General features: G+C 69.7%; 25 protein-coding genes and 1 tRNA gene. 15 read left to right on the forward strand and 11 right to left on the reverse strand.

Features of this window, described 5'->3' with window-relative positions; genetic code table 11:
* The first annotated feature begins 74 nt into the window (after nt 1-74).
* Nucleotides 75-707, forward strand: a complete 633-nt coding sequence (locus ACSEEN_RS08690; protein WP_440712944.1) for a TetR family transcriptional regulator — start codon at nt 75-77, stop codon at nt 705-707.
* On the opposite strand, the gene ACSEEN_RS08695 is transcribed toward ACSEEN_RS08690, so the two are convergent.
* Both ACSEEN_RS08695 and ACSEEN_RS08700 read right to left on the reverse strand, forming a co-directional pair.
* Nucleotides 701-1,627 (reverse strand): D-isomer specific 2-hydroxyacid dehydrogenase family protein, encoded by a 927-nt coding sequence (locus tag ACSEEN_RS08695; RefSeq protein WP_440712945.1) that lies wholly within the window; start codon nt 1,625-1,627, stop codon nt 701-703. The two genes, ACSEEN_RS08690 and ACSEEN_RS08695, sit on opposite strands and share 7 nt — an antisense overlap.
* 11 nt (nt 1,628-1,638) lie before the next feature.
* Complete coding sequence (locus ACSEEN_RS08700) at nt 1,639-2,652, reverse strand: YeiH family protein (protein ID WP_440712946.1); 1,014 nt, start codon at nt 2,650-2,652, stop codon at nt 1,639-1,641.
* Nucleotides 2,653-2,758: 106 nt separating this feature from the next.
* Here ACSEEN_RS08700 and ACSEEN_RS08705 point away from each other — a divergent pair, with 106 nt between their 5' ends.
* Nucleotides 2,759-3,652 (forward strand): LysR family transcriptional regulator, encoded by an 894-nt coding sequence (locus ACSEEN_RS08705; RefSeq protein WP_247865792.1) that lies wholly within the window; start codon nt 2,759-2,761, stop codon nt 3,650-3,652.
* A gap of 5 nt (nt 3,653-3,657) precedes the next feature.
* Here the strand turns inward: ACSEEN_RS08705 and ACSEEN_RS08710 are convergent, their stop codons facing one another.
* Complete coding sequence (locus ACSEEN_RS08710) at nt 3,658-4,251, reverse strand: TetR/AcrR family transcriptional regulator (protein WP_440712947.1); 594 nt, start codon at nt 4,249-4,251, stop codon at nt 3,658-3,660.
* A 78-nt stretch (nt 4,252-4,329) separates the two neighbouring features.
* On the opposite strand from ACSEEN_RS08710, the gene ACSEEN_RS08715 reads away from it, so the two are divergent.
* Nucleotides 4,330-5,640: an oxygenase MpaB family protein gene (locus ACSEEN_RS08715; protein WP_440712948.1), complete on the forward strand. Its 1,311-nt coding sequence runs from the start codon at nt 4,330-4,332 to the stop codon at nt 5,638-5,640.
* Nucleotides 5,641-5,762: 122 nt separating this feature from the next.
* Nucleotides 5,763-6,905 (forward strand): lipase family protein, encoded by a 1,143-nt coding sequence (locus tag ACSEEN_RS08720; protein WP_440712949.1) that lies wholly within the window; start codon nt 5,763-5,765, stop codon nt 6,903-6,905.
* On the opposite strand, the gene ACSEEN_RS08725 is transcribed toward ACSEEN_RS08720, so the two are convergent.
* On the reverse strand, nt 6,889-9,192 hold the full coding sequence (locus tag ACSEEN_RS08725) for a protein kinase domain-containing protein (protein WP_440712950.1): 2,304 nt from the start codon (nt 9,190-9,192) through the stop codon (nt 6,889-6,891). The genes ACSEEN_RS08720 and ACSEEN_RS08725 overlap by 17 nt on opposite strands.
* Before the next feature lie 141 nt (nt 9,193-9,333).
* On the opposite strand from ACSEEN_RS08725, the gene ACSEEN_RS08730 reads away from it, so the two are divergent.
* Nucleotides 9,334-10,107, forward strand: coding sequence for a helix-turn-helix domain-containing protein (locus ACSEEN_RS08730; protein WP_440712951.1), 774 nt, complete (start codon nt 9,334-9,336; stop codon nt 10,105-10,107).
* Between the two features lie 142 nt (nt 10,108-10,249).
* On the opposite strand, the gene ACSEEN_RS08735 is transcribed toward ACSEEN_RS08730, so the two are convergent.
* Nucleotides 10,250-10,705, reverse strand: a complete 456-nt coding sequence (locus tag ACSEEN_RS08735) for a PaaI family thioesterase (protein ID WP_247865782.1) — start codon at nt 10,703-10,705, stop codon at nt 10,250-10,252.
* A gap of 819 nt (nt 10,706-11,524) precedes the next feature.
* Between ACSEEN_RS08735 and ACSEEN_RS08740 the strand changes: the two genes are divergently transcribed.
* Together ACSEEN_RS08740 and ACSEEN_RS08745 are read left to right on the forward strand one after the other, a co-directional pair.
* The gene (locus ACSEEN_RS08740; protein ID WP_440712952.1) at nt 11,525-11,713 is read left to right on the forward strand and encodes a hypothetical protein; all 189 of its coding nucleotides are present in this window, start codon (nt 11,525-11,527) and stop codon (nt 11,711-11,713) included.
* A 283-nt stretch (nt 11,714-11,996) separates the two neighbouring features.
* A complete protein-coding gene (locus ACSEEN_RS08745; protein ID WP_440712953.1) occupies nt 11,997-12,140 on the forward strand; it encodes a hypothetical protein in 144 nt (47 codons plus the stop codon).
* Nucleotides 12,141-12,166: 26 nt separating this feature from the next.
* On the opposite strand, the gene ACSEEN_RS08750 is transcribed toward ACSEEN_RS08745, so the two are convergent.
* A tRNA-Ser gene (locus ACSEEN_RS08750) sits at nt 12,167-12,251 on the reverse strand.
* A gap of 90 nt (nt 12,252-12,341) precedes the next feature.
* Between ACSEEN_RS08750 and ACSEEN_RS08755 the strand changes: the two genes are divergently transcribed.
* The 3 genes from ACSEEN_RS08755 to ACSEEN_RS08765 all read left to right on the forward strand — a co-directional run bounded on the left by ACSEEN_RS08755 (nt 12,342) and on the right by ACSEEN_RS08765 (nt 15,371).
* Nucleotides 12,342-13,469, forward strand: coding sequence for an NAD(P)/FAD-dependent oxidoreductase (locus tag ACSEEN_RS08755; protein ID WP_440712954.1), 1,128 nt, complete (start codon nt 12,342-12,344; stop codon nt 13,467-13,469).
* Nucleotides 13,466-14,335 carry an RNA polymerase sigma-70 factor gene (locus ACSEEN_RS08760; RefSeq protein WP_440712955.1) on the forward strand — a complete coding sequence of 290 codons (870 nt, stop codon included), beginning with the start codon at nt 13,466-13,468 and terminating at the stop codon, nt 14,333-14,335. Before ACSEEN_RS08755 ends, ACSEEN_RS08760 begins: the two co-directional genes overlap by 4 nt.
* 73 nt (nt 14,336-14,408) lie before the next feature.
* Nucleotides 14,409-15,371 carry an NAD(P)H-quinone oxidoreductase gene (locus tag ACSEEN_RS08765; RefSeq protein ID WP_440712956.1) on the forward strand — a complete coding sequence of 321 codons (963 nt, stop codon included), beginning with the start codon at nt 14,409-14,411 and terminating at the stop codon, nt 15,369-15,371.
* Here the strand turns inward: ACSEEN_RS08765 and ACSEEN_RS08770 are convergent.
* Nucleotides 15,364-15,897: a MarR family winged helix-turn-helix transcriptional regulator gene (locus ACSEEN_RS08770; protein WP_440712957.1), complete on the reverse strand. Its 534-nt coding sequence runs from the start codon at nt 15,895-15,897 to the stop codon at nt 15,364-15,366. The genes ACSEEN_RS08765 and ACSEEN_RS08770 overlap by 8 nt on opposite strands.
* Before the next feature lie 60 nt (nt 15,898-15,957).
* On the reverse strand, nt 15,958-17,151 hold the full coding sequence (locus tag ACSEEN_RS08775) for an aminotransferase class V-fold PLP-dependent enzyme (RefSeq protein ID WP_440712958.1): 1,194 nt from the start codon (nt 17,149-17,151) through the stop codon (nt 15,958-15,960).
* Nucleotides 17,152-17,188: 37 nt separating this feature from the next.
* Here ACSEEN_RS08775 and wzm point away from each other — a divergent pair, with 37 nt between their 5' ends.
* From wzm to ACSEEN_RS08800, 5 genes are all read left to right on the forward strand, one after another.
* A complete protein-coding gene (gene wzm, locus ACSEEN_RS08780) occupies nt 17,189-18,049 on the forward strand; it encodes a galactan export ABC transporter permease subunit Wzm/RfbD (protein WP_440712959.1) in 861 nt (286 codons plus the stop codon).
* Between the two features lie 10 nt (nt 18,050-18,059).
* Nucleotides 18,060-18,887, forward strand: coding sequence for a galactan export ABC transporter ATP-binding subunit Wzt/RfbE (wzt, locus tag ACSEEN_RS08785; protein ID WP_440712960.1), 828 nt, complete (start codon nt 18,060-18,062; stop codon nt 18,885-18,887).
* On the forward strand, nt 18,884-19,807 hold the full coding sequence (gene glfT1, locus ACSEEN_RS08790) for a galactofuranosyltransferase GlfT1 (protein ID WP_440712961.1): 924 nt from the start codon (nt 18,884-18,886) through the stop codon (nt 19,805-19,807). The genes wzt and glfT1 overlap by 4 nt, the downstream gene beginning before the upstream one ends.
* Before the next feature lie 15 nt (nt 19,808-19,822).
* Nucleotides 19,823-21,376: a serine/threonine-protein kinase gene (locus tag ACSEEN_RS08795; protein ID WP_440712962.1), complete on the forward strand. Its 1,554-nt coding sequence runs from the start codon at nt 19,823-19,825 to the stop codon at nt 21,374-21,376.
* Nucleotides 21,377-21,525: 149 nt separating this feature from the next.
* Nucleotides 21,526-22,401, forward strand: coding sequence for a TIGR03619 family F420-dependent LLM class oxidoreductase (locus ACSEEN_RS08800; protein WP_440712963.1), 876 nt, complete (start codon nt 21,526-21,528; stop codon nt 22,399-22,401).
* A gap of 150 nt (nt 22,402-22,551) precedes the next feature.
* Here ACSEEN_RS08800 and ACSEEN_RS08805 read toward each other — a convergent pair whose 3' ends face one another.
* The 3 genes from ACSEEN_RS08805 to ACSEEN_RS08815 form a co-directional block, all read right to left on the reverse strand.
* Entirely contained in the window at nt 22,552-23,091 is a 540-nt protein-coding gene (locus ACSEEN_RS08805) for a hypothetical protein (protein WP_440712964.1), read from the reverse strand.
* Nucleotides 23,092-23,335: 244 nt separating this feature from the next.
* Nucleotides 23,336-23,716, reverse strand: a complete 381-nt coding sequence (locus tag ACSEEN_RS08810) for a hypothetical protein (protein WP_247865748.1) — start codon at nt 23,714-23,716, stop codon at nt 23,336-23,338.
* A gap of 6 nt (nt 23,717-23,722) precedes the next feature.
* Entirely contained in the window at nt 23,723-24,349 is a 627-nt protein-coding gene (locus ACSEEN_RS08815) for a hypothetical protein (RefSeq protein ID WP_371308214.1), read from the reverse strand.
* Between the last annotated feature and the right edge of the window lie 923 nt (nt 24,350-25,272).

A 25,272-nucleotide genomic window follows, 5' to 3' on the forward strand; every position in this document is an offset into this window, starting at 1 on the left:
AGTATTCACGACAGTTGAATAGTGTCAACAGGTAGGCTGATCGGTGACTCCCCCTGAGCCGAGAAGGAGAAACGGTGACGAGCGATCCCCGATCACGCGACGCGGATCTGACCGCCAAAGCGAAGATCCGCAACGCCGCCCTCGATCTCTATGCGGATCAGGGCGAGGGCCGGGTGTCCCTGCGAGCGGTCGCGGCCGCCGCGGGCGTCTCGGTCAGCCTGTTGCAGCATCACTTCAAGACGAAGGACGGCTTACGCGCCGCGGTCGAGGACCTGATCGTCGACTATCACCGGGCCGCGATCGCCGGCGTCCCGAACGAAGGCAGCGCCGCGGACATCGCAGCCGCCCGCGACGATGCCGTGCGGAAGATGCTCACCGAAAACCCGCCGGTCGTCGACTACATGCGCCGGGTCCTCCTCGACCCGAGCGGCCCGAGAACACTGCTGTCGAAGTTGACCGAGCTCAGCAGGCAGGAGGTGGTCAAGCTCCGCGATCGGAGTCTGGTCTCGACGCGGCGGAGCGTGGCCGAGCAGACCACCGAGTTGATGGTTCGGCAGCTGGGCCACATGTTTCTGCAGCCGATGGTCGATGCCATGTGGGATCAGCTCGACGGCACCGATGACGGTGGAATCAAGCCCCGACTCTCGGTGACCATGCGGCGCGAGGGCGGCGACGAGCCGCCGCGGCCCGTGGTCACCGGTCAGTAGTCGCTCGCCGGGTCGACGACGGAGATCAGCTCCTCGCCGGCCCGGAAGCGACGCACGTTCTCGGCCAGCCACGGCGCCATCTCCCGGGTGAGGCCGGGTGACGGGTTGGCGATGTGCGGGGTCACGATCAGGTTCGGCAGCGACCAGAGCGGGTCGTCGTCGGCGGGCGGTTCCGGATCGGTGACGTCGAGGGCGGCGCCGGCGATGATGCCGGCGCGCAGCGCGCGGCCGAGTGCTTCCTGATCGATCAGCGGGCCGCGGGCCACGTTCACGATCCAGCTGTGCGGTTTCAGCAGGGCCAAGGTCTCATCGTTGATGAGGTGCCGGGTCTGCACCGTCGCCGGGGCCGCGAGCACCACGTGGTCGGCGTCGGTCAGCACCTGCCGCAGCTGCGTCACCGGCAGCGTGCGGTCGGCGCCCTCGACGGCGGTGCCCGACCGGTTGACCGCGACCACCCGGGCGCCGCATGCGGTCAGCCGCGGGGTGAGTTCCCGGCCGATCCCGCCGGCTCCGATGATCGCCACCGTCGCACCGCGCAGGGTCTGCACCTTCGGCGGGAGCGTCTGGTCCCAGTGTCCGCTGAACACGGCGGCGGAGATCTGCCGGATACCGGCCAGCAGCAGTCCGAGGGTGTGCTCGGCGCACCCCGCCGCGTAGAAGCCGGAGGCGTTGGTCCAGCGGCGCCGGTCGTCGATCACGCCGGCCGCCCGGAAGCCTTCGATACCGGCCGTCTTGAGTGCCACCCAGTCGATCGCGTCGGGGAGCGGCGGGAAGTCGTTCGGCTCGCCGATCCAGACCAGCACGCGCGCCTCCTCGAGCGGGACGATCTCGCCTCCGGCGGAGGTCACGGCGTCGACCAGGTGCGGGTCGTGGGCGGGCTCGATCGCCACCGGCAGGGGCGTCTGGGCGGGCGCGGTCATGTCTTAAAGGTTTACGCGACGAGCAGCGCCCCGGCCAGACCGAGACCGGCGATCCACGCCGAACCCAGGGCGCCGAGGACGAACGGCCGCGGCCCGACGGCACGCAAGGCGCTCACCCGCACGCCCGTCCCGAGCGCGAACATCGCCGCGGACAGCAGCGCCACCTGGACGGGATTGCCGAAGGCCAGCACGTGCGCCGGCACCAGCCCGGTGGACGCGATCGCGACGCAGACCGCGAAGCCGACGATGAAACCCGGCACGACGGGCGGCCGCGTCCCGGGCGCGGCATGGCGTCGCCGGCCCAGCCCGATCAGCGCGACCACCGGCGCGAGAAGCAGCACGCGCCCCAGCTTCACCACGACGGCGACGGCCAGCGCGCCCGAGCCGATCAGCCCACCGGCCGCGACCGCCTGCGCCACCTCGTGGATCGACGCCCCCGCCCAGAGGCCGGCCTGCCGCTGCGACAAGTGCAGCGCCGCCGCGCCCAGGGGAATCAGGCCGAGCAGCGCCGTACCGAAGACCACCACGATGGCGACGGCCGTCGCGGTGTCCTCGTCGTCGGCGTCGATCACGCCGTCGACCGCGACCACCGCGGCGGCCCCGCAGAGCGACGTGCCGCCCGCGATCAACAGCCGCTGCGCGGGACTCAGCCCGAGGAGTCTGCCCAGCCAGAGGCAGGCGGCCATGCTGAGCGTCACCACCGCGATGATCAGCCCGATCACGCCCACACCGAGGCCGAGGATGTCGCCGACCACGAGTTGCAGACCGAGCAGAGCGACCCCGATGCGCAGGAGCCGCCGCGAGGCGACCGCCAGACCCGGCGCGTAGCGCGGACCGAGCGGGCGGAGGTTCGCCACCAGCACGCCGAGCACGATCGCGACCACCGGTGGGCTGAGCAACGGCACCAGCGCGTGCACCGCGAAGCCCACCGCCACGGCCACCGCCGAGACGGCCAGGCCGGGCCACGGTGAGGCCGCGGACAGAGGGGTGCGCATCGTCGTCGGTCGGTCGAGTCGGCTGGTCATGCTTCCAGGCTGGCCCCGGCCGGCGCCGCGCAGAAGCCACCTCTTCGCCATAGCGCCATATCAGAAGTGCATTGCCCGACATATCCGTGGGGAATAGCCTGGAGGCATGGCTCTCGGCACACTCGACCTTCAGGCGCTGGAGCTGCTGGTCGAGGTGGACGAGCGCGGCAGCCTCTCGGCCGCGGCCCGGGAGCTGCGCATGGCGCAGCCGAACGCCAGCCGCGCGATCGGCCGCCTGGAACGACGACTCGGCGTCACCCTGCTCACCCGCTCGACCAGCGGGTCCCGGCTCACCGCCCAGGGGACCGTGCTGGTGCACTGGGCCCGGGAGACCCTCGCCGGGGCACAGCAGTTCCTCGACGTCGCCGCCGGTCTGCGCGGCGAACGCGCCACGGAACTGACGGTCGCCGCCTCGCTCACCGTGGCCGAACATCTGATGCCGCGCTGGCTCGGACGATTCGCCGCCGAGTACCCGGAGACCGCGGTTCACCTGCAAGTACAGAACTCGGCAGGCGTCGTGGACCTGCTGACCGGCGGCGCCTGCGACGTCGGATTCGTCGAGTCACCGACGGTCCCGGCGGGCCTGCACTCCGCCGTCGTCGCCGCCGACGAACTGGTGCTGGTGGTCCCGCCGGACCATCCGTGGGCCCGGCGCCGCCGGCCGGTGACCGTCGACGAGCTCGCGGCCACTCCCCTGCTGGCCCGCGAACCCGGGTCGGGAACGCGGGAGACCCTCGACTCGGCGCTCGACGGCTTCGCGCGCGCCGCGCCGCTCCTCGAGTTGGGCAGCAGCGCCGCGATCACCACGGCCGTCGCCGACGGGATCGGACCCGCGGTGCTGAGCACCCTCGCCACCGCGACCGCGGTCGCCACCGGGGCGGTCCGCACGCTCCCGGTCCGCGGTCTTCGGGTGCGTCGGCAACTGCGCGCCGTCTGGCGCCCGCCCCGGGAACTGACCGGCCCGCCCGGCGATCTGGTGCGGCTGGCCGTCGGCTCGTAGTCGGGTCACCCGGGGAAGGCGGTGGCGGCGCGGGCCGCGAAAGCGAGGAGGCGCTCGGTGGTCGCCGATTCGGGATCAAGCAACCGGAACTGCAGCACCTCGCGGCCGGCCGCCTGCAACACGCGGGCGGTCAGCTCCGGGTCGCGGACCAGCTCCGGCCCGAGCTCGGTCAGCGTCACGGTGAGGTATTGCTGAACGACGGCCTGCGACGCGGCCAGCTGGGCGTGATACTCGGGTGGCGCACCCTCGGGCGGCACCAGGAACAGCCGCCACGTGTCGGGCGCGTCGTCGACGGCCCCGATCATCGCGGCGAGGACCGCGGAGAGCCGTGCCGCCCCGTGCCCCGCGGCGCCCGCCACGGCCGCGGCGAACTGCTGCGCCGCCCGGGATCGCTCCCTCTCGATCAGCGCGACGAACAGTCCGGGAACGTCGCCGAACTGCTGATACAGCAGTGAGCGATGGACGTCGGCGGCGGCGGCGATCCGCGTGGGTGTCGCCGCGGTGAAGCCCTCGTCGACGACGATCCGGTGAGCCACGTCGAGGATCTGCTCGCGCCGGTCCGCAGCGCTCATCCGGCGTCGTCCAGCGTGCGCAGCCATGGTTGACACCGTAACTCACACCTTGTTATCTGTAACTCACACTGTGTTACTTAGCCGCTCGTTCAGTCGGGAGTCGCCATGTCCGTTCCGCATACCGCGCTCGCCGAGCGGGTGGCCGCCCAGCGCACCGATCTGCCCGAGGTCTACGGCGACATCGACTTCGCCGCCGTGCCGTACCGCTTCACCGTCGACCCGGCGGCCCCGTCCGCGCTGCCCGCGCGACGGGGTGACCGTGCCGCGTATCTCGCCGACACCGCGCTGGTCGATCTGCTGCGCACGGCCACCCTGCTGGGCGACGTGACCGCCGACCGGGTGGCGGCGCTGTCCTCGTCGTACCGGGTGTCCGAACTCGTCACGATGGTGGCGCAGGTGTGCCGCGACGGGCTCGACGCCCACCCGGACACCCCGGCACCGGTGGCCGCGCTGATCCGGGAGATGGAGCGGCTGCCCGACTGGATCGACCGGGATCTGGTGGAGCGCGGCGCGGCCGTCGCACGATTGAGCGCGGGACTGCTGGCCCCCTTCATCACGCGCGGCGCGTTCATCGCCACGTTCACCAATTCGTATGCGGCACTGCCGATGACGATCACCGGCGCCCTCTCCGGCACGCGTGCGGCGCACCGTGTCAACGAGACCACGGCCTTCTTCGCGGTCACCACGCTCCCCGGCGCGCTGGACCGGTACGGCCCGGGTTTCCAGGCCGCCGCGATGGTACGCCTGATGCACTCGATGGTGCGCTACAACGCCCTGCACAGGAGCACCCGCTGGGATCCGGCGGTCTACGGGATCCCGGTGCCGCAGTCCGATCAGCTCCCGGCCGGGCTGATCGGGCCGTATCTGACCTCGCTGCGGGCGCTGCGCTCCGGGCGCACCGAGTTCACGTCCGGCGAACGCGCGATGGTCGAGTTCTCGCGCTACCGCTGCTTCCTCCTGGGCCTGCCCGAGGAACTGGTGCCGTCCACCCCGCAGGGCATCGTCGACATGTTCCACGGCCGCGCCGCCACCCTCCGGCACGGGTTCGACGACGACTGCCTGCGCTTGGTGCGCTCGACGATGGACGCCTACCTGCGGCCGGGCGACGGCCCGTTCGACCGCGCCGCCGATGCGGTGGAGCGCAGCTACAGCAAGGTCGCGTTCACGCAGGCGTTCTGCGACGGCGACCGCGCCATCGCCCGCCGGATGGGCGTCGACCTGACGCTCGCCGACTACGCGCGGGTGGCGGTCACCGCCCCGTTCCTGGCCGGCCGGGTGCTGGTGGTCGGACTCGCCGCCCGCCGCCGGCGGCTGCGCCCCGTCGTGGATCGCTACCTGGTCCGGCAGGTGCGTCATCGTCTCGACGTCTACGGCATCCCGAAGTACACCAGCGACGTCGCCGAATACGCCCACTGAACCGAGCGGCTCCTGAACCGGGCGGCTCCGGCGGCGACCTTGGTGGGAACGCCCAATTTCGCGCGCCAGATTCTCCTCTCCGTGCAGAGACGACGCGCACCCGCCGACTTACGTTGGAAGCCATGAGCCTTGCGGTCGCCCTGCCCGACGACGATCCCTTCCACCTGCCGCGCAACGGCCTCGATCGGCACGCACCGGGCACCCTGCTCGGGGCCCGCGAGGTCCAGCTGGCCGCGTTCGGCACCATCCGGGTGGCGACCCGGGCGTGGCAGCTCCGTTTCCGCACGACGAACCTGCGCGGGCGGCCCGAGGTCGGTATCACCACCGTCGTCCGCCCGGCGGCCTCTCGCGGGATCCTGTCGTACCAGTGCGCGATCGACGCGGTGTCGCCGCGCTGCTTCCCGTCATACGCGCTGCGGCAGGGCTCGCGGGCCCACGGGGCGCTCGCGCGTCTCGAACTGCCGCTGATCCTCGCCGCGGCGCGGCAGGGCTGGACGGTCTCGGTGCCCGACCACGAGGGGTTGCGCGGGCACTTCGGCGCCGCCCGGGAGCCGGGGTATCGCGTGCTCGACGGCCTGCGCGCCACCCGCGAGTTTCTGAACGAACCGTCACCCACACCGGCGGCGCTGTGGGGCTACTCCGGGGGCGGACTCGCGACCCTGTGGGCGGCCGAGGCCGTCGACGCCTACGCACCCGGCCTCGGCGTCGTCGGTGCCGTCGCGGGGGCACCGGTCGGCGACCCCGGCGCGACGTTCCTCCGCCTCAACGGCGGCCGCTTCGCGGGCTTCCCGTTCGTGTTCATCGCGGCGCTGTGCCGGGCCTATCCCGAACTCGACAGCGTCCTCACGCACCACGTGTCCCCCGAGTTCCGTGCGCGGATCGCCGCGAGCGCGGACCGGACCACCGTGGCGGTGCTCGGCCGGTTCGCGTTCCGCGACCTCGGCAAACACCTCCACTTCGGGCTCGACGCCCTGCTCGCCGACCCGGTACTGGCGCGCGTCCTGACCGACATCCGGCCCGGAGACGTCGCCCCCGCCGTGCCTCTCCTGGTGCAGCAGAGCCGCCGGGACGAGGTGATCGCCGCCTCCGACATCACCGCGCTGGTGGATCGCTACGCCGACGCGGGCGCCTCGGTGATCCACCGTGAGCGAGCGCGCGGCCGGCACCTGCCCACGCAGTTCCGGGTGGCCCCGGAGGCCCTCCGCTGGCTCGCCGGCCGGCGCGGACACGCCGGAGCCGGGAGCCTCGTCAGCTCGGGAAGGTGAGGAGCTGCGGCGTCGACTGCTCGTTGCCGGAGCTGCCGGTACCGAGGGTGTTGTTGCCGCCGTAGCCCCAGCACCACACCTTCTGATCGGTGCTCTGCGCGCACGTGGTGCTCGACTGCGTCATCACCGTGCGGATGTTCTCGCCCGCCAGCCCGGCGACCATGGTCGGCGTCCCGTTCCAGGCGGTCTTGCCGTCGCCGAGCTGACCGAACCGATCGGTACCCCAGCACCACACCTTGCCGTCGGCCACCACGCAGGCGGTCTCGACGTCGGTGGCCACCGCGGTCGCGTTCGCCGGGGCGCCGGCGACCTCCTTCGGTGCGTACTCGCGCGAGCCGTTCTGGGCCTCCATGTCGTGCCCCCAGCACCACACCTTCCCTGCGGCGATCGCGCAGGTGGTGAAGTCGTACTTGCCGTCGGTGATGCTCTTGCCGATCGACACCGCCGTGACATCGCTCAGCACCGTCACCCGGTTCGGCGAGAGCCGATTGGTGGAGGTGCCGTCACCGAGCTGGCCACTGCCGTTGAGCCCCCAGCAGTAGAGTTCCTTCTTCGCGACGGCGCAGGTGCTGCCACTGTTCATCACCACCCTGGTCACCCCGTCGAGCCCGTTCACCTTGGTGACCGCGGTGACCTTCTCGGCGGTCGAACCGGTCCCCAGCTGACCCTCGTCGTTGTTGCCGAAGCAGTACAGCTCGGCGTCTCCGGCGATCGCGCACGTGCCGCCGGAGCCGATCGCGACCGCCTGCACATCCTTCAGGCCGTCGACCTTCTTCGGGCTCCAGCGCGACTCGGTCGCGCCGTCGCCGAGCTGGCCGTACCGGCCCGAGCCCCAGCAGTAGAGTTCCTTCTTCGCCACCGCGCAGGTGCTCGTCACACCCTCCGACGCACCGCTCGGAATGTAGCCGCCGACGGCCACCGCGGTCACGTCGTCGAGCCCGGCGACCAGCTTGGGCGTGGTGCTCGCCGTCGACGTGCCGTCACCCAGCTGGCCGGTGTTGTTCGGACCCCAGCAGTACAGCTTCTTCTGGACGATCGCGCAGGTGGTGCTGTAGTACGACGCGACCTGCTGCTCGGGATGGGCCATCGGCGGCGGGCCGTCGTTCGACGACGGCCACCACAGCGGCGCGGTGGCGGCGACCGCGATGATCGCCACGACGACCGCGGCCAGCGCGATCCACAGTCCGCGCTTGCTCTTGGCCGGCGCACCGGCCGGATACTGCCCGGCCGGCGCGCCGTACATCGGCGCGGTCCCGGGATAGGCGGGCGGACCCGCGGTCGCGTATCCGGCCACCGACGGCGACATCGGTCCGGGATACCCCGGCTGACCGGGATTCGACGGGTACATCGGCTGCGACGGGCTCGACGGATTCGACGGGTAGGACGGCTGCGAAGGGCTCGACGGCTGCGATCCGACGGGCACGACCGGCGGGACGGGCGCGATCGTCGTCGCGGTACCGGCCGGGGTCTGCCGCAGCGCGCCGGCGAGTTCGGCGGCGAAGGTCCGGCAGTCCGGGTAACGCTGCGCGGGGTCCTTGGCCATGGCTCGTTGCAGGACCGGATCGAGGGCCGCGAGGTCGGGCCGCACCGCGGCGAGCCGCGGCACCGGCTGGGAGAGGTGCGCGTTCATGATCGACGCCGAGCTCTCCCCCGCGTACGGCGCACGACCACTGAGCACCTGGTAGACGGTGCAGGCGAGCGCGTACTGATCGGCGCGGGGACCCGCGGCCTGCCCGGCGATCACCTCCGGCGCGGTGTAGTTGAGGGTGCCGACGATCGCGTTCATCGACGTGAGCTGCGGGGAGTCGGCGAGCTTCGCGATACCGAAGTCGAGCAGCGAGGCCCGCGCCACCGAACCGTCATGATTCTGGGTGACGATGATGTTGCCGGGTTTGATGTCGCGGTGCACCACGCCGCGGCCGTGCGCGTAATCGAGCGCGTCGGCCACCTGCCCGATCGCCTCGACCAGCGCGGCCGGGGTCAGCGTGGCCTTCGTCAGATCCACACCTTGCAGGTGGTTCATGGTGAACCAGGGCCGGCCGTCGTCGACGCCGTAGGCATAGATCGTGACGATGCTCGGGTGATCGAGGGAGGCCGAGAGTCGTGCCTCGTTGGCGAACCGCTCACCGAACTCCGGATTGCCGGCGCCCGCCGCCGAAATGAGTTTCAGTGCTTCGCGGCGGTTGAGCTGCGGATTCTCGACGAGGTAGACCTCGCCCATCCCACCCCGCCCGAGCTGCGCGACCACGCGGTATCCGGCAATGGTCGATCCCGGTTCGAGCGCCATCTTCTCTCCTCGTCTCCGCGCCCGCGACCGCGGTGCGCTCCCCTGACCTCGCAGATAACGTACCGTCGCAGCCGCGGCGCCGTCACCATGACCTCGCAGGTCATGCCCGTCGCACGTCGCCCGGGGCTACGGTGGAGCACCATGACGACCGCCGGTTCCCTGATCCGCACGTGGCGGCAGCGGCGCCACCTGTCCCAGCTCGACCTCGCCCACCGGGCCCGGGTGTCGACCCGCCATCTGAGCTGTATCGAGAACGACCGCACCCGCCCGACCAGCGCGATGCTGCTGCGCCTGTGCGCCGATCTCGGCGTGCCGCCGCGCGAACAGAACCGGGTGCTGCTCGCCGGCGGCTACGCGCCCGCGCACCCCGAACACGGGCTCACGACCCCGCCGATGGCCGAGGTCAACGCGGCGATCGAGATGATTCTCGCCGGTCACCTCCCGTATCCGGCGCTGGTCGTCGACCGGCATTGGGATCTGGTCGCCGCCAACGACGCGGTCTGGGCGCTTCTCGACGGCGTGGCGCCCGATCTGCTGGAGCCCCCGGTGAACGTCCTGCGCCTCTCCGTCGACCCGCGAGGGCTGGCCCCCTCGATCGAGAACCTCGACGAATGGCGCGGAGCGCTGCTGGTCCGCCTGCGACACGAGTACGACGCGGCCCCGGACGACGAGCTCGCCGAGCTGATCGACGCGATCGCGGCCGGCGGCCCCGCGGCACCGCCGGCGGCCACGTCGATCGTCGTACCGCTGCGGCTGCGCCGGGGCGAGAACGTGCTGTCGTTCCTGTCCACCACCACCGTGTTCGGCACCGCGCGCGAGGTCACGCTCGCCGAACTCGCGATCGAGGCCTTCTACCCCGCGGACCAAGCGACACGAGACGCGCTGACGCGCGGGCAGCCCGCGCCGGGAAAGTGACCGCTCTCGGCGGCGGACCTCGCGGTCCCGGGCGATCGGTCGCGGATCCTGTCGACGCCGAAATCTGTCGCGGCGCACAGGGCGGATCCGGCAAGATCCGCGACGTCTGTCGGCCGCCGGCAGAATCCGCTACCGATCCGGGTCAGCGAAAGAGGCGGCTCGTCGCCTGGCCGGTCGCGACGAGAGTGCCGTCCGTCCCGCGGACGGCGACGTCGGACTGGGTGAGCGAGCGCGTCCGATGCACCACGGTCGCCACGACGTCGACCGTGCCCGTCGCCGGCCGCAGGTAGGCGATGTTGAGGTGACTGGTGGCGCCACCGGTCACACCGTCGTCGTCCCGGATCCCGGTCGCCAGGGCGGCCGCCGCGGCGATGTCGATGACGGTGGCGATCACGCCGCCGTGCAGGACGCCCGGGACGGTGACCAGCCGGTCGGCGAAGGGCAGCCGGAGGTGGATGCGGTCGTACTCGGCGTCGACGAGCTCCACGCCCGAGGTCTCCGCGACCGGCGATCCGAGAAGTATCTCTTCGATCCAGTGCTTCGCGGTGGCACCGATCTCTCGGCTCCGCGGACGGTCGTCGGTCGTTGTGCTCGTCATGATCGGCCTCCGGGGTTGACGGTCTGACCGGTCCCATTGTTCCCGTCCGGCCTCCCGCGGTCCATGACCTCCGAGGTCATCCGATCCCGGCGGGCGGCTCCGCGGGAGGTGCAATCGCCGACATTCACCAGCTCACTAACGCTTTGGCCGTCGTAGTCTGAGACCGATTGCCGCGAGCTTGACCAGGATGCAGAATCCCCCGGGGACTTCCCGAGGGATTCTGTGCTCAAACACGGGTGCGAGCTTTGCCGAACAAGCACCAACTTTGTACGAGTATCTTGCGTCAAGCATTGAGTTTTTTCAAGTTGAACTCGACGCATTCGGGCGTGTCTTCCCGCGCTCGTCCTGGTCATCGCCGCCCGACTCACGACACACCCGACTCTGTGCAACACGCCGAATGGCCTGTGGACAACCTCGCGTTCACCAGGGAATTTCACGAATGTTATTCACAAGCAGTTGTGGTCGATGGAAATATCGGACACAAGGTGTAGTGTTCCAGGTGCCGAACAAGACTGTCCCCGAATACGCGAGGAGGCACCAACTTTGATTCCGGCGCCATCGGGCGCCAACCTCAAGCAGACCGCACTGAACGCGCTACTGGAGTTCCCCGCAACTCGCGCACCGAGGCACGCCGCAGTATCCGGTGACCGAGCCTTTGACGCTCATCGTCACGGCGCCTTCTTCTCCGTCCGGTCGGCCCGAGGCCCGCCCATCCAGAACGAACCACTCGTCGCCACATCGGCGACACACGAGTGCATCCGACAATTCCGTCGCGCACCTGCGCGACGCCAAATCTACGACTTCGAGAGGAGTCAAACTATGTCCTATCCGCTTGGCCCTGGTGGCCGCTGGAAGACCGGGCAGCGCGTCCCGGCCACCGGCAATTACGTCGACCAGTTCGGCACCGTTTCCTGGCATGAGGAACACCGGACCTTCCCGCCTGCAATCGACAGGAAGGGCTCGGTGGCGTACCGGACCCCTCACAGCAAGCGGCGGTCTGCTGGCTGACCATGAGGCGTCGGTGACAGTTCCATATGTGTGGCGCACATGTTCTGCATCGACAACTATGCCACCCGGGAGGGTGGTCGGTCGGCACTTTCAGCTGACCGGCCACCCGGGGTGTCACTTCCAGCCCAGGTAGCAACGCCTGGACCGGCCACTGGTGACATCGGTCACCAGTGGCCGTCTGGCACCCTTTGGCTGCGCGACGACGCGGCACGAGTCGACGCCGCCACCAGCCGGTAGGGACGCGATCAGGTGAACTGGATACGCGGGGGTACGCCCCTGGGCGATGACGCTCGACGTGTACTCCGATCTGTTCGACGACGATCTGGAAGCCGTCGGTGTCGCGCTGAACGCTGCACTCGCTCCGAGTGGGCAAAATGTGGGCACGAACGTCGTAGGATCCCAGAATCGCGGTCAAGAAAGCCCCTGACCTGTATTGATGGTCAGGGGCTTCGGCGGAGACGGAGGGATTTGAACCCCCGGTGGTTTTACCCACGCTCGCTTTCAAGGCGAGTGCATTCGGCCGCTCTGCCACGTCTCCCTGGCGAACAAGGCTAGCAGCGGTGTCACAAACCCGGCGCCCGCGGTGTCTACGAGTCCGGAACACTGGACACCACGAGGAGGCATCACCATGAGCACCACCAGAATCGTCATCGTCGGCGGCGGCTACGCCGGCTGCATGGCCGCGAATCGGCTCGCCCGCAAGACCGATCCGGAGACGGCCGCGATCACGCTGATCAACGCACGACCGGACTTCATCGAACGGGTCCGGCTGCACCAGCGGGTGGCCGGCACCGGCGAGGCCGGCACGCCCCTCACCGAGATGCTGAACGACCGGGTGTCGCTGCGGATCGGCGCCGCCGCGTCCATCGGCGACGGCGTCGTGACGCTCGACGACGGCACCGAGATCGCCTTCGACCGGCTGATCTACGCGGCCGGCGGCGCGCCTCGCGGACCGGAGGGCACGCTCGCGGTCGGCGATCCCGAGCAGGCGACGACCGCCCGCGCACGACTCGCCGCACTCGGCGACGGCGCGCACGTCACCGTCGTCGGCGGCGGCCTGACCGGGATCGAGACGGCCACCGAGATCGCCGAAGCCCGGCCCGAGCTGGCCGTGACGCTGGTCAGCGCGGGCGAGGTCGGGGCCTCGCTGCACCCGTCCGCGCGGCGCCGGATCCACGACGAGCTCGGCGCACTCGGCGTCGACGAGCGGCGCGGCACCTACGACCCCGGGCAGCGGTCCGACCTGGTCCTCTGGGCGATCGCCACCGACGTCTCCGGCCTCGCGCAGCGGAGCGGACTCCGCGTCGACGCGGACGGCCGGCTGACGGTGGACCGCTACCTGCGAAGCGTCACCGCCCCGCGGATCTTCGGCGCCGGCGACGCGGCCGCCGTGCCGGGGCAGCGCCTCAGCTGCCAGACCGCGATGCCGCAGGGCGCGCACGCCGCCGACAACCTGGTGCGCGAGCTGAAGCACGCACCCCTGCGGCCCTACTCGATGGGGTACGCGGGCCAGAACGTGTCGATCGGCCGGCGCCGGGCCGTGATCCAGGCCGCCCGCCGCGACGACACCCCCATCCGGCTCTGGTTCGGCGGTCGCGCGGGCGCACTGTTCAAGGAACAGGTCTGCGCGATGGCGAAGGCCGCCGCCGGCAGCGGCCACTACACGTGGCTCCCGGCGCCCCGATCGGCCCGGACACCCGCCACCGAGACACCCTCGCCCGAGACGACCTCGGGCCGGACACCGACCGGCCGATGACCGCTCCCGAGGAGACCTTCGCCGAATACCGGCCACTGCTGTTCTCCATCGCCTACGAGATCCTCGGCTCGGTGACCGACGCCGAGGATGTGCTCCAGGAGAGCTATCTGCGCTGGCAGTCGGCGTCCGGCGACGTCGAGCATCCGCGGGCCTACCTGGCGCGGATCGTCACCCGGCAATCGCTCAACGCGCTGCGCGCGGCGTCCCGGCGACGCGAGGAGTACGTCGGCACCTGGCTGCCCGAACCCCTGCTGACCACCGGCGACGAGCCCGGCGAGCACGTCCTGACCGGCGAGGCGGTCAGCACGGCCATGCTGCTGGTCCTGGAGACGCTGCCACCCACCGAACGCGCGGTCTTCGTGCTGCGCGAGGTGTTCGACTTCGCCTACCCGGAGATCGCCGAGGCCGTCGGCAAGTCCCCGGCGGCGGTGCGGCAGATCGCCCACCGCGCCCGCGATCACGTCCACGCGCGGCGCCGCGTCGCGCTCGCCGGACCCGCCGAAGCGCAGGCCGCCGCCGAAACCTTCCTGCAGGCCGCGGTCACCGGCGACGTGCAGGCGCTGATGGACGTGCTGGCCCCCGACGCGGTGTTCCTCGGCGACGGCGGCGGCCGGGTGGCCTCGGCACGACGCCCCGTTCACGGCGCGAACGCGGTGGGCCGCCTGATCCTCGGCCTGGTGCGGCTGAGCGAGAAGCTCGGCGAGATGCGGGTCGGCTTCGCGCCCTACAACGGCATGCCCGCGCTGGTGGTGGCGTTCGACGGTGTCGTCGACAGCGTGATGTGCCTCGAGGTGGCGGACGGCGTGATCACCGCGGTCTACGCGATCCGCAACCCGGAGAAGCTGTGCGGCGTCGCCGCGCCGTGAAACCATCGCTTCCGAACCGCCGCGCGGCGCCGATCGCTCGACGCTGCCGCGTCGCGCTGGAAGACTCGATGCCATGTACGCCATCACCGGTAGCGACCTGGACTGGACGCGAGTCCCCGACCCCGAACCGGCGCCCGACGAGGTGATCATCGAGGTGGTCGCCGCCGGCGTCAACCGCGCCGACGTCCTCCAGCGGGCCGGGAACTATCCGCCGCCGCCGGGCGCGTCGGACATCCTGGGTCTCGAGGTGTCCGGGCACATCGCGCAGGTCGGTGCGCAGATCGCGGGCTGGGCGGTGGGCGATCCGGTCTGCGCCCTCCTCAGCGGCGGCGGCTACGCCGAGCGGGTCGCCGTCCCGGCCACGCAACTCCTCCCCGTTCCGCAGGGGGTCAGCGTGCACGACGCCGCCGCCCTGCCGGAGGTCGCCTGCACGGTGATGTCGAACCTCTTCGGCACGGCCCGGCTGGCGCCCGGTGAACAACTGCTGATCCACGGCGGCAGCAGCGGTATCGGCACGCACGCCATCCAGGTCGCGCGGGCCTTCGGCGCGCACGTCGCGGTCACGGCACGCAATCCGGAGAAGCTCGCACGGTGCGCGGAACTGGGCGCCGAGGTGCTGATCGACTACAGCTACGAGGACTTCGTCGAGGCCCTGCGGCCGCACGGCGGCGCGGACGTGGTGCTCGACGTGGTCGGCGCGAAGTACCTGGCGCGGAACCTCGACGTGCTGACCATCGGCGGACGGCTGGTGATCATCGGCATGCTCGGCGGCCGCAAGGCCGAGATCGACCTGGGCAAGCTGCTCGCCAAGCGGCTCACCGTCGCCGGCACCACCCTGCGCTCCCGGCCGGCCACCGGCCCCGGTTCCAAGGCCGAGGCCGTGGTGGCGACGCTGGAGGGCACGTGGCCGCTGATCGCGGCCGGTGCCGTGCGCCCGGTGATCGACTCGGTGTTCCCGATCGCCGAGGCCGCCGCGGCGCTCGACCGGCTGACCAACGGCTCCGCGGTCGGGAAGGTCCTGCTGACGGTCAGCTGACTCCGGAACCCGCCGCGGCGTGTTCGCCGACCCGGCGGATCAGTCCGACCAACTGCGCGTACTCCTCGTCGGACAGCACGTTCAGCACCAGATCGCGGACCGCCTGGTCGCGGGCGGCCAGCACCGGGGCGAGCGCCTCGCGGCCCCGGTCGGTGATGGCGACCCATTTCTGCCGGGCGTCACCGGCCTCGGCGTTCACCGTGGCCACGTAGCCGTCCCGAATCAGCCGGCTGACCTGGCGAGACACCGTGCTCATCCCGATGTGGGTGCGTTCGGACAGGTCCGAGATGCGCAGCTGCGGCTTGGCCGTCAGGCATTCCAGCAAGCGCCATTCGGCATACGTCAGCTCCGACACCGACGCGGTGCGGCGACGGAGACCGTGGAACAGTTCCCACCCGGATTCCACGAACTCCTGCCATTGACTTCTCTGCTCCGGTGACACGACGACGGCACCGCAGAGTTCCCCCTCTGCCAACTTCTTCCTCCCCTTGGCCAGACCCCGCACCACCGCCCACAGGGGTGGCACAGGCCCCCAACCATAGCGAAAGTGCCTGGACAAGACACATCCGGCCGCCGGTTCATGCCCTCAGCCGAATGAACCGAGCACCCGCGCGAGCTGATCGATCTCATAGGGAAGCGCGTACGGCCCCAGGCCGATGGTGACCGCGCCGCCCGCCTCGGAGGCCCCGATCCGTGCCAGCGCACGGCTCGGGACATCGCATTGAGCACTGATCCCGTTGTCCGCGAGACGACGGCACACGGCGGCCGCGGTCACTCCCTCGACGACGATGCTGACCACCGGGACACGGTGCGCATCGTCGCCGATCACCCGGACCCGCCCGAGGTGGATCAGCGAGTTGATCAGGTACTGCGTCAGGCGCTGCCCGTACTCGTAAGCGGCCTCCAGGGACGTGGTCAGCCGTTGTCTGCGTTTGCCGGCCGCCGCGCCGTCGAGCCCGGCGAGATGCTCCACCGACGCGACCAGTCCGGCGAGCAGCGGACCGGCCATCGGCTCGGCTTCCAGCCGCGCCGGGCCGGTGGAACCGGGATCCATGGAGACGCGGCCCAGTCGCTCGATCCGGTCCGGCTCGGCGAAGGCCATCGCCGCCATCCGCGGGCCGCCCCAGCGCTCCGGGCTCACCAGCAGCACGTCGGCGCCCAGTTCGCCGATCGACATCCGCGCGTACGGCGCCACCGCGCTGGCATCGACCACCAGCAGCGCACCGGACGAATGCGCGTAGTTCGCGATCTGTGCGACGTCGACGATCGCACCGGTCACCGACGACGCCAGCGTGACCGCGACGATCTTGGTGCGGCCGGTCACCAGATCGCCGTACTGCCACGCCGGGAGCGTGCCGTCGGACACGTCGATCTCGGCCCAGCGGACGCTCGCGCCGTGCGCCCGCGCACCCCGCAGCCACGGCACGATGGTGGCCTCGTCGTCGAGCCGCGAGCAGATCACCTCGCCGGTCCAGTCACTCGCGGGCAGCGCGTCGGACAGGGCGGTGACGAGTGCGCTGCGCGACGGCCCGAGGACCACCCCGGCGGGATCGGCGCCCGTCAGGTCGGCGACGGCGCGTCGTGCCGTGCGTTCGGCGTCGGCCGCCGCCTCGGCCTGCGGACCGACACCCGACGGGTCGACGGGCAGCGCCCGGACACCGGTGCTCATGGCGCTGGCGACGGCGTCCGGGATCTGCAACCCGGCGCCGGCGTCGAAGTGGATCCAGCCGTCCCCGAGGGTCGGGAAGAGGCCCCGAACCGAGGCGACGTCGAAGGCCATGGGACTCACGATAGTCCGCGGCGTATCCTGAGTCGTTGTGTCAGTGGCAAACCCCGACGGCGGCATCCCCCCGGCTCCGCCCGTCTCCGATTCGCGGACCTTCGCGCGCGGCCTCAAGGACCTGATCGACGGTTTCCGCGACTCCGAACTCTGGCTCCACCTGGGCTGGACCGACATCCGGCAGCGCTACAAGCGCTCGGTGCTCGGACCGCTGTGGATCACCGTCGCCACCGCCGTCACCGCGGTCGCGATGGGCCTGCTGTACGGCGAACTGTTCGGCCAGAACATCCACTACTTCCTCCCCTACGTGGCGCTGGGCCTGATGTTCTGGAATTTCATCGCCGACTCGATCAAAGAGGGCTCGGTGGTGTTCTCCACCAACGAGGGCCTGATCAAACAGCTCCCGGCGCCGATCAGCGTGCACGTCTACCGGGTGGTGTGGCGGCAGCTGATCATCTTCGCGCACAACATCGTCATCTACGTGGTGATCCTGATCGTCTTCCCGCAGCCGCTGAACTGGTCGGCACTGCTGTTCTTCCCGGCGATGGCGCTGTTCGTGCTGAACGCGATCTGGGTGACCATCGTGTTCGGTGTCATGGCGACCCGCTTCCGGGACATCGGCCAGCTGCTCACCACGGCGGTGCAGCTGGTGTTCTTCCTGACGCCGATCATCTGGTCCACCAAGACCTTCAACGGCAACGGCCAGATGTCCGAGCGGATGCGGCTGGTGGAACTCAACCCGATGTACCACTACCTCGAAATCTCCCGCGGACCGCTGCTCGGGCAGCCGGTGGCGGCCTACCACTGGTACATCGTGCTGGCGTGCACGGCCGTCGGCTGCGGCGCCGCCATGCTCGTGATGCGCAACTACCGCGCCCGCGTGGCGTACTGGGTATAGGAGTCCCCCTGTGGCCAAAGGCAATCCGACGTCCGGACCGATCCGGGTCGACACCTGGGACGCCGGCGTCGACTTCCCGATCTTCGACGCCAAGACGCGCTCGCTGAAGAAGGCGGTGATCGGCGCGGCCGGCGGGGTGATCGGCTCCAACAACTCGCGCACCGTCGTCGTCGAGGCCCTCCGCGACATCAACCTGCACCTGGAGCACGGCGACCGCGTCGGGCTGGTCGGGCACAACGGCGCGGGCAAGTCGACGCTGCTGCGGCTGCTGTCCGGGATCTACGAGCCCACTCGCGGCAGCTGCCGCGTGCACGGCCGGGTGGCGCCGGTCTTCGATCTCGGCGTCGGCATGGACCCGGAGATCTCCGGTTACGAGAACATCCTGATCCGCGGCATGTTCCTGGGTATGTCGCGCAAGGAGATGCTGGCCAAGACCGACGAGATCGCCGAGTTCTCCGAGCTGGGCGACTACCTCGAGATGCCGCTGCGCACCTACTCCACCGGCATGCGGGTACGACTCGCCCTCGGCGTGGTGACCAGCATCGATCCCGAGATCCTGATTCTCGACGAGGGCATCGGTGCGGTCGACGCCGAGTTCATGAAGAAGGCTCGCACGCGGTTGCAGGCGCTCGTCGAGCGATCCGGCATCCTGGTCTTCGCCAGCCATTCCAACGAGTTCCTGGCGCAGCTGTGCGACCGCGCGCTCTGGATCGACCACGGTCAGATCCGGATGGACGGCGGCATCGAAGAAGTGGTGCAGCAGTATCAGGGCGACGACGCCGCGGCACAGGTCCGCAAGGTGCTCGCCGAGCAGGCGGGACCGGGGGACGGCGCGTGAGTGCACCCGCCACCGGCCGCGTGATCGGCGTCGTCGTCACCCACCGGCGACGGGAACTGCTCGCCGAATCGCTGGCGGTGCTGTCCGCACAGGACCGGCCGCTCGACCACCTGATCGTCGTCGACAACGCCGCCGAGCCCGAGGTCGGCGAGCTCGTCGCCACGCAGTCGATCCCGACCACGTACCTGCCGTCGCAGCACAATCTGGGCGGGGCCGGCGGGTTCGCCCTCGGCATGCTGCACGCCCTGGCACTGGGCGCCGACTGGATCTGGTGCGCCGACGACGACGGCCGCCCGGAGGGTCCGCAGGTGCTCTCGACGCTCCTGGACTGCGCCGTCCGGCACGGACTCGGGGAGGTCTCGCCGGTCGTCGTGAACATCGACGAGCCGGATGCGCTGGCGTTCCCGCTGCGGCGGGGACTGGTGTGGCGCCGCCGTCGTTCGGAGCTGTTCGGTTCCGCCGATGATCGGTCCGATGACCTGCTGCCGTCGATCGCGTCGCTGATGAACGGCGCGCTGTTCGCGGCGTCCACCCTCGACCGGATCGGCGTCCCGGATCTCCGGCTGTTCGTGCGCGGCGACGAGGTCGAGATGCATCGTCGTCTGGCCCGGTCGGGCGTGGCCTTCGGCACCTGCCTGACCACCGCGTACCTGCATCCGGACGGCAGCGACGAGTTCCGGCCGATCCTCGGCGGGCGGATGCACACGCAGTACCCGGACAACGAGACCAAGCGGTTCTTCACCTACCGCAACCGCGGATACCTGATGAGCCAGCCCGGAATGCGTAAACTCCTTCCCCAGGAGTACGCCCGGTTCGCCTGGTATTTCCTGGTGCAGCAGCGGGATCTCGCCGGTTTCCGCGAGTGGATGCGACTGCGCAGGCTGGGCCGCCAGGAACGCTTCTCCCCGCCCGGGCACTGACGCGTTAGGGACACGATGGACCAGATGATCGCCGGCTACCGGGTGCTGCGGCCGCTCGGGCAGGGCGGCATGGGCAGCGTGTACCTGGTGCAGAATCCGCGCCTGCCGCGGCAGGAGGCACTCAAGCTGGTCGCCGCCGACCTGAGCGTCGACGACGTCTTCCGGGCGCGCTTCGAGCGGGAAGCCGACGTCCTGTCGAAGCTGAACCACCCGAACATCGTGCACGCGTACGCGAGCGGTCGTTCCGAGGGCCGGCTGTGGCTGACGATGGAGTTCATCGACGGGCCCGACGCCGCGACCCTGCTCGACCGCTACCGGCGCCTGCCGCTCGCGCAGGTCGACGACATCGTCACCGGGGTCGCCGCGGCGCTCGACTACGCCTGGGCCACCCAGCGCCTCACGCACCGCGACGTGAAGCCCGCGAACATCCTGGTGCAGAACGGCATGACCGGGCCGGCCGCGGTGAAGCTCGCCGACTTCGGCGTCGCGACCGGACCCGACCGGACGCGGCTGACGCAGAGCGGGCACGCCGTCGGGACGCTCTGGTACCTGGCCCCGGAAGGACTGTCCGCGCCGCGCGTCGACGACCGCGCCGACCAGTATTCGCTGGCGTGCACGGCCTATCACCTGATCACCGGCTATCCGCCGTTCGGCGATCGGCCGGCCGCCGACATGATGCGCGCCCACATGACCGAGACCGTCGCGCCGCCGTCGACGCTGGTCCCCGGCCTGCCGCCGTACGTCGATGCGGCGATCACCCGGGCGATGGCGAAGGACCCGGCACAGCGTTTCGAGTCGAGCACCGCGTTCGCCGCGGCGCTGCGGGGGGTCGTACCGGAGGCCGTGACCGCCGACATCGCGGGGCCCCTCGTACGTCCGCCGACCCGGGCGATGGCCCCGGGCGACTACGCCGCCGAGTACGCGGCCGCGGCCGCCGCGGCGTCGTTCTCGCCCCCGTCCGGTCCCGGTCAGGCCGGGGCGCCGCCCGGCGGCGACGGCGGTCGGCCCGATCGCAAGATCGGCATCATCATCGGCGTGGTCGCCGCGGTGCTGCTGGTGATTCTGCTGGTCGGCGGGCTGATCCTGTACGTCACCCATCGCGGCGGCGATTCTCCCGCTCCGGTCGCCGTCTCGTCGGTGACCTCCAGCGCCACCTCGTCGGCGCCGTCATCGAGCACGACGACGTCGAGCGTGACCTCGTCGGCCACCACCTCGGCGGCCGGCGCCTCGCTCGCCGCGCTCGACGGCGCCTGGACCGGCACGTACACCTGCAACCAGGGCGAGAGCGCCCTGAAACTGACCTTCCGCGACGGCGGCGACCGCACCACCCGCGCCACCTTCGAATTCGGCCCGACCGGGAGCAATCCGACGGTGGCGCGCGGGTCGTACGAGATGTACGGCGTGCGGATCGGCGACACACTGACCCTCACCGGGACCCGCTGGATCGACCAGCCGAGCGGGTACCAGATGGTGCCGCTGCTGGTCGACGGCCCCTTCACCACCGGCATGTCCCGTCTGACCGGAACCGTGCCCTACACCGGCTGCACGTCGTTCTCCGTCACCCGCTGAGACGGCCCCCTCTCGCAGAACACCGGCCTCCTCAGCGCCGCCGAGGGCATATCGCCGCCCGCACCGCGGAGACGGCCGATGTTCTGCGGAAGTCCATCCCCCTTTCGGCATCCTTCCCACCCAACTAGAACGTGTTCTAGTCTGAAGGCATGCGTTTCACGTTCGCCGAGGCGATGACCGACCCCGCCTACTACGCACCGCTCGCCCAGGCCGCGGAGGCGGCGGGCTTCTCGGGGATGACGATCCCCGATTCGCTCGCCTATCCCGAGGTCTCCGACGCGAAGTACCCCTACACGCCCGACGGGAACCGCGAATTCTTGGAGGGCAAGGACTTCATCGAGACCTTCATCCAGGCCGCGGCGCTCGGCGCGGTCACCACGACCCTGCGGTTCCTGCCGTTCGTGCTGAAACTGCCGGTCCGGCCACCGGCGCTGGTCGCCAAGCAGGCGTCGTCCGTCGCGTGCCTGACCGGGAATCGTCTCGGCCTCGGCGTCGGCACCAGTCCGTGGCCGGAGGACTACGACATCATGGGCGTCGATTTCGCTCGCCGCGGCAAGCGGATGGACGAATGCATGGACATCATCCGGGGCCTGACCAGCGGCGACTACTTCGAGTTCCACGGCGAGTTCTACGACATCCCCAAGGTGAAGATGTCACCCGCCCCCACCGAGCCCATCCCGCTGCTGGTCGGCGGCCACGCCGACGCCGCCCTGCGACGCGCCGTGATCCGCGGCGACGGCTGGATGCACGGCGGCGGCCCGGCCGAGGAACTCGACGACCTGCTCGCCCGGATCAGCGCGATCCGCACGGCAGAGGGCAAAGCCGACGACCCGTTCGAGATCCACGTCATCTCCATGGACTCCTACACCGTCGACGGCGTGAAGCGCCTGGAAGACAAGGGCATCACCGACGTCATCGTCGGCTTCCGCCTCCCCTACATCATGGGCCCGGACACCGAGCCGCTGGCGAAGAAGATCGAGCACCTGAACTGGTACGGCGAGAACATCATCGCGAAGTCCGCCTGACAACGCCGCCCCGACACCCCCGACACCCCCGATACCCGCGACACTCCCCGCCGGGAAGCGACACTCAGCGGGGAAGCGACAACCGCGGTCGTCGCTTCCTCTCCCGATGTCGCGGCGACGATCCGAATGTCGCGGATGCACCGTCCCGGCTCAGATCTCCGGCCACTCCCGATCGAAGATCTTCAGCCAGGGATCGAACGGGCTCCCGATGATGCCCAGCTGATCGACCACCGGCGACGGATCCGCTTCCAGCGCCAGCAATCGTTGGGGGTCCGCCCCATACAACGCCGCGGCAGCGGCGGCGGCCTCGGTGCCGGTGATGGACCGCGCCGCCGTCGACGGCTCCGGATCCAATTCCGGATCCTGCACGTAAGCGCGATATACGCACTCGCTGCCGGCCGGATCGAGCTTCCACACCTGGAAGACGACGCCGTACTCGTCACCGTCCCCACAGATCACCGCCCGCCCCACCGGCGCGTCGGTGAAGAACGACGCCTCCTTATGATCGGCGACCACGCCCTGCCCATTCATCGACAGGCGGGCACCCTCGTCGGTCTCCTCGACCTCATAGACGACACCCTCGCCGTACCCCGGCCGATCGGCAAGGAACCGGGCGATGTGCTCCCCCAGCCGTTCCCCGGCCTCGACATCGGGGACGTCGGCCACAATCACCAATCCGTACGTACTCATTGATCCACCTGCACCTACCCCCGGGACTGGCCATGGCAACAACACTGGATGTTGTTGTGGAACAACGCAATCAGTCCTTCACCAACCCCGGCAACGCCCTGACCGCCCAGCCCCACCGGCGCAACCAAGGAACCCCAGTGAAACGCCCGGAACCAAGACCGGGAAATCACCCCTGCCCACAAACCGAATCTCCCCGAGAAAACAGAAACTCATATACGAGAAACCAACGTCGGTGGATCACGGTTCAGGACTTGTCCTGGGCGTCCCAGTAGTCGAGCATCTGCTGCCCACCCATCGCACTGACCACGAACCAGACGTCGTATCCGCCATCGAAGGGTGCGGGATGGTCGGAGATGTACTTCCGCAGTCGAGCTTCCTGGTCTCTGCGGTTCAGTGCCCAAGGAATGAATCCCTCTCCTTGAGTCACCGCACCACCAAGCGCTATGCCCTCACTCGCTATATAGCCGACCACATCACCGAGAAACGTGACTGCGTCAAAATTTCGAGTTCCAAGGCAGACTTGGGTCGCCGAGTATAGCGACTGAATCGGAACCCAATCGTCACAGCCGTCGGAGAGGCCGTACCAGAGTATCTCTTCTTGAATTTTAGATAATTGCTTCGACATGGCAACCTACTTCTTCGGGAGATGAATTTTCTGTTCGAATCCATCTGGGTAATTGATGTCAATTGTACGCCCACCGCTCGAAGAGTCTTCCCGCATCTGCACGAGAGTTCCATCTGGCATTCTGACCTGCCTTCCCGGGTAATTTCCCACTCTCACAGTCTCGCCACCCTCAGAAATCTCGTCGAACAGCCGTTGCATAGCTTCGTCGGTCGGAACCTCCCGGTTATCCTTCTTAGGATTCTTTGCGCTACCCTTCGGAAGTTTATCAACTATCCCCCTAATTCGGTCCGCATCTGGTGTATCACGATTTTCAGAAAGGTACCTCGAGACAATTTCGGCGATCTTATTCGATATCAGTGCAGCGCCTCGTACGCTGTCCAATATCATCGCATTCACATCTGTCAGATGCGTCATCACCCAGAGCATGCCGAATGCCGCGATCAAGTAGGTCAGGAATTCGATTACCGCGGCTTCGATTATTGGTTCTACGGCGACTAATATCCACCACAACTGCCGCTGATACTCGGGCGGGGCATCACGCCCGAGACGGTACATCAGGTCCGAAATGCCGAACTCACTCAAATCGCCTCGCGGGTCAAACAACCGACCACTGAAGTATTCGTCGGGGTCCACCGACGGCTGCGCAGGCGCCCTGGGCGGCGCAGGACTTGGCTGAGTCGGTTCCATAGGCGGAGGTGGCTGCACCGGCTCAGGGGGCGGCTGTGCGGGCTCTACCGGCTGCTGCGGCGGGGGAGGGGGCTGCACGGATTCCGGAGGTGGATCGTCTGTGTGTTGATTCCAATTGCCGCCTGGGTTGTTGGGGTCATCGTCGCCCGCGCTGCCTGGGTTGTCTCGATGAATCTCGAGCACTGGCGTGGCGGCAGGCCCGAGGTTGCGTCGTTCGGGCGAAGACGTCCGTAGTGCGCGTTTGCTTCCTGGGTAAGACGCGGCGATCGCGGCGGCGGCGGCGGCGAGGAGCCATGCCCATACCGGGGTGAGGTTGTGGTCTTCGTCGTTGTCGGCGGGTCCATCGCCGTTGGCTGGCCGGGCGTGTTCGGCCGGTGAGACCGTACTCGGTGCCGGAGGGGTGGTAGGTGCGGGAGTTCGGGATGGAGCTGGGGCTGCCGGCTCGGTGGCCCGGGTGCGCGGTGGTGCGGGGACGACCGTGCTGCCGCCGCTGGGTGGGTGCTGGCCCGGTGGGCTCACGATCGGGGTGCCGTTGCCCTGGCCGGGGCCGTCTCCGGGACTACCACCGATGTTCGGGCCACCGCTGGGACTGTCGGTCTGCCCGGGCTCGATCGGCGGCGCCTGCTGTGTCGGTGGTGGCGTGTACATCGGCACGTCCAGGCAGGGCCAGCCCGCCCCGAACTGTGCGCGGAGGGCATCGCATTCGGGATTGGCCGATGCGAGACCGCCACCCACACCGGCGGACCACAGACCGGTGAGCACCAGTACCGCCAGTGCGGTGATCGCCGACACTGTGCGGCGGCGCGGCGAAGTCGCTCCGCGGGCGTGGTTCACACGCATCATCGACCCTGGCGGCGGAAGGCCGCGAT

It is taken from the genome of Gordonia marina, from assembly GCF_052036135.1.
In the GTDB taxonomy this organism is placed as follows: Bacteria; Actinomycetota; Actinomycetes; order Mycobacteriales; family Mycobacteriaceae; genus Gordonia.